Raw genomic sequence first — 2332 nt, 5'->3', positions numbered from 1 at the left:
AAGTCCAACTTCACTAACAAATTTTTCATTTGACTTATCAGTAAAACTTTAATGCAACGCTAGTGAGGAAATTATAAAATATTTTCAATGTGGATAACTATCCAGGTTTTCTTAATCCAGTTCCAGCGCCTAGCCCATCGAGTCGCTTCGGTCCGCCCAATGAAGTCAAAGAACGACTTCACTGGTCGGCCCTCCAACGCTTGTCGGGGCTGAACGAGGAGCTTGCGCTTTTTGTATATCCAGCATACATATGCAATGATTAGAGGGAAAGGGACAGAGATGGCCAGTTTATATTTATCCTCGGAGCAATGGATTGATGAGCAGGGCTACGCAAGGGACACTTTTGAGGATTTTATTATAGAAACTTGCCATCCAATGGATAATCTTCGACCGCCAAAAGTGCAGAAGGCTCAGGGAGAAGAAGTGATTGGGTAGTTGATGACTATTTTAACCAGGGCGAACGGGCCGAACCTTGGATCGGAAAAAAGGTGATCAAATATCACCGGACAATCGAAGAATACTTCCAGCTCTTATTGAAAACCGGCTTCGCGGTGGATGATCTTAGAGAAGGCACGCCAAGAGCGGAAAACTTCTCCAGCAAGGAAGAGTACGAGCGGCGGATGAGAATTCCGGTGGTATTGATGGTCTCGAGTTCGAAGCGGGGAGAATGAGTTATCAGAGGGAGTTCTAGTTGCCCTTTAGGATTTTATTTTGTCAGATGTTTTCTTGAATAGGAGGGTTTGGATGGAAGTCATTTTTAAAGAAATCGTCAATATTATGCATCGTGATTACGCAGGATGGAAGGACAAGCAGGGATGGGACCGGCCTGATTACTTTCTTGGCAAACTGAAGGATGCTACCTTTGCGGATGTTGTAAAAGAGTATTTACAGGACTTCAGAGATAAGCATATATATTTTACAGATTTGAATGCTGAGAGGAATGTCGACCAGGACAGGGGATTCAAGGTCAGAAGATATGAAGATAAGCTATATGTAACCGAACTTACTTCCGAAACGCGACTTAGAAAGGGAACGGCGTTTGTAACGATTGGAGGACAATCGATTCTTGACCTGAGGGAGCAGCATGAGCGGCTTCTGAATGAGAATCACGCTGAAAGGGAGAATTGGGCACCTATTCTTGCGCAATATGAATATGGTGAAACGGACGACGGGCAAGAATTTCGTTTTCGTTTTTATCAGAAGACAGAGTATCAGCCAGTTTATTCTGTTAGGAAGTTAAACGATAAGACACTATTGATGACTATGACGGACTTCGCGGATCCTGATGCAATAATACGAATGATTAATGATCATAAAGACCTCCTTGAGTCTATGGAAAACTGGATTATTGATGTGAGAGTGAATTATGGAGGTGGTGACGCAAACTATTTTAATCTGCTTCCATACTTGATGCCTGAAGAAGGAGTAGATCTGGCAGACGGGGATGAAAAAATGTTTTTTAACTGTACAGTAGCTAACTCGCAGAGACAGCTTGCAGGAGTCAAGGAGCAGATGAAAGGAGTCCAGGATGAGCAAGCTTTGGTCTTCCTTAGAGCCTGGCAGCGGGAATGGGAACGACACAGAGGAAGGGGGTTTGTTGAATTCGATTTTAGTGAATTCATTCCTGATACTTTTGTAAAAGGGAAGGCAACGCCTAAAACCATCATTGTGATGACGGATGTTTATTGCGGCAGTGCGGGAGACTCGTTTATCGAGAATTGCAAGATGTCGAGCAAAGTTACGGTTATTGGACGACCCACAGCAGGATTGAATGATTATGCCAACCTGGCGATCCAGCGCTGGGATGAGGGTTTTGAACTATGGTATCCGACATCACGGCTGTCCAGGATTGATAGTGGCCGGGGCATGACAGGAGTAGGGGTAGAACCTCATATTTATATCCCCTGGTCCCCTCAGCATTTGAAAGAGGACGTGGACCTGGCTGCAGCTTTAAGGTTGGTAGACTCTAACTTACCTACATATTAATAGAAAATACGGTAAAAAGTTTACAAAATAGCCGTATTTCTTTTAATTCAGATTTACAATATTGTGTTAAAGTATAAATGTAAGGGAACTCACAATTAAGGAGTGTTGGCGATGGTTAAAAAAGTCATCATAAATTTCTTATTGGTATGTGCCCACTTCTATCTGCTTTAACATAAGTTAAAAAAGTCTTAACAAAATGAGGCAACGAACTATATTATACTCTTTTAAAATAAATACTAGGCAGGATAGCAAGTGTGGCTATCACAGCAACCGGCGAAGGTGGGGCCGGTTGCTATTTTTTGTAATAAGGATTTGGATGATTCAATGTCATGACGGACAGAAATGA

At 42.7% G+C, this 2332-nt stretch carries 3 protein-coding genes; all 3 read left to right on the top strand.

The window, feature by feature from the left end; genetic code table 11:
* The first annotated feature begins 231 nt into the window (after positions 1-231).
* A complete protein-coding gene (locus JCM21738_RS21605) occupies positions 232-435 on the top strand; it encodes a hypothetical protein (protein ID WP_023614680.1) in 204 nt (67 codons plus the stop codon).
* A gap of 53 nt (positions 436-488) precedes the next feature.
* Complete coding sequence (locus tag JCM21738_RS22850; protein WP_023614679.1) at positions 489-671, top strand: hypothetical protein; 183 nt, start codon at positions 489-491, stop codon at positions 669-671.
* Between the two features lie 73 nt (positions 672-744).
* Positions 745-1986, top strand: a complete 1242-nt coding sequence (locus JCM21738_RS21595) for a S41 family peptidase (protein WP_023614678.1) — start codon at positions 745-747, stop codon at positions 1984-1986.
* Positions 1987-2332 lie beyond the last annotated feature (346 nt).

Origin of the sequence: Mesobacillus boroniphilus JCM 21738 (genome assembly GCF_000517385.1) — a bacterium.
Taxonomy (GTDB): Bacteria; Bacillota; Bacilli; order Bacillales; family Cytobacillaceae; genus Mesobacillus; species Mesobacillus boroniphilus.
The sequence above is the reverse complement of the archived record's forward strand: the minus strand, read 5'-3'. Positions and strand labels throughout refer to the sequence as shown.

Bases quoted from the DNA above. Each gene is read 5' to 3' on its own strand.
- JCM21738_RS21595 (WP_023614678.1), top strand. From the start codon at position 745: ATGGAAGTCATTTTTAAAGAAATCGTCAATATTATGCATCGTGATTAC.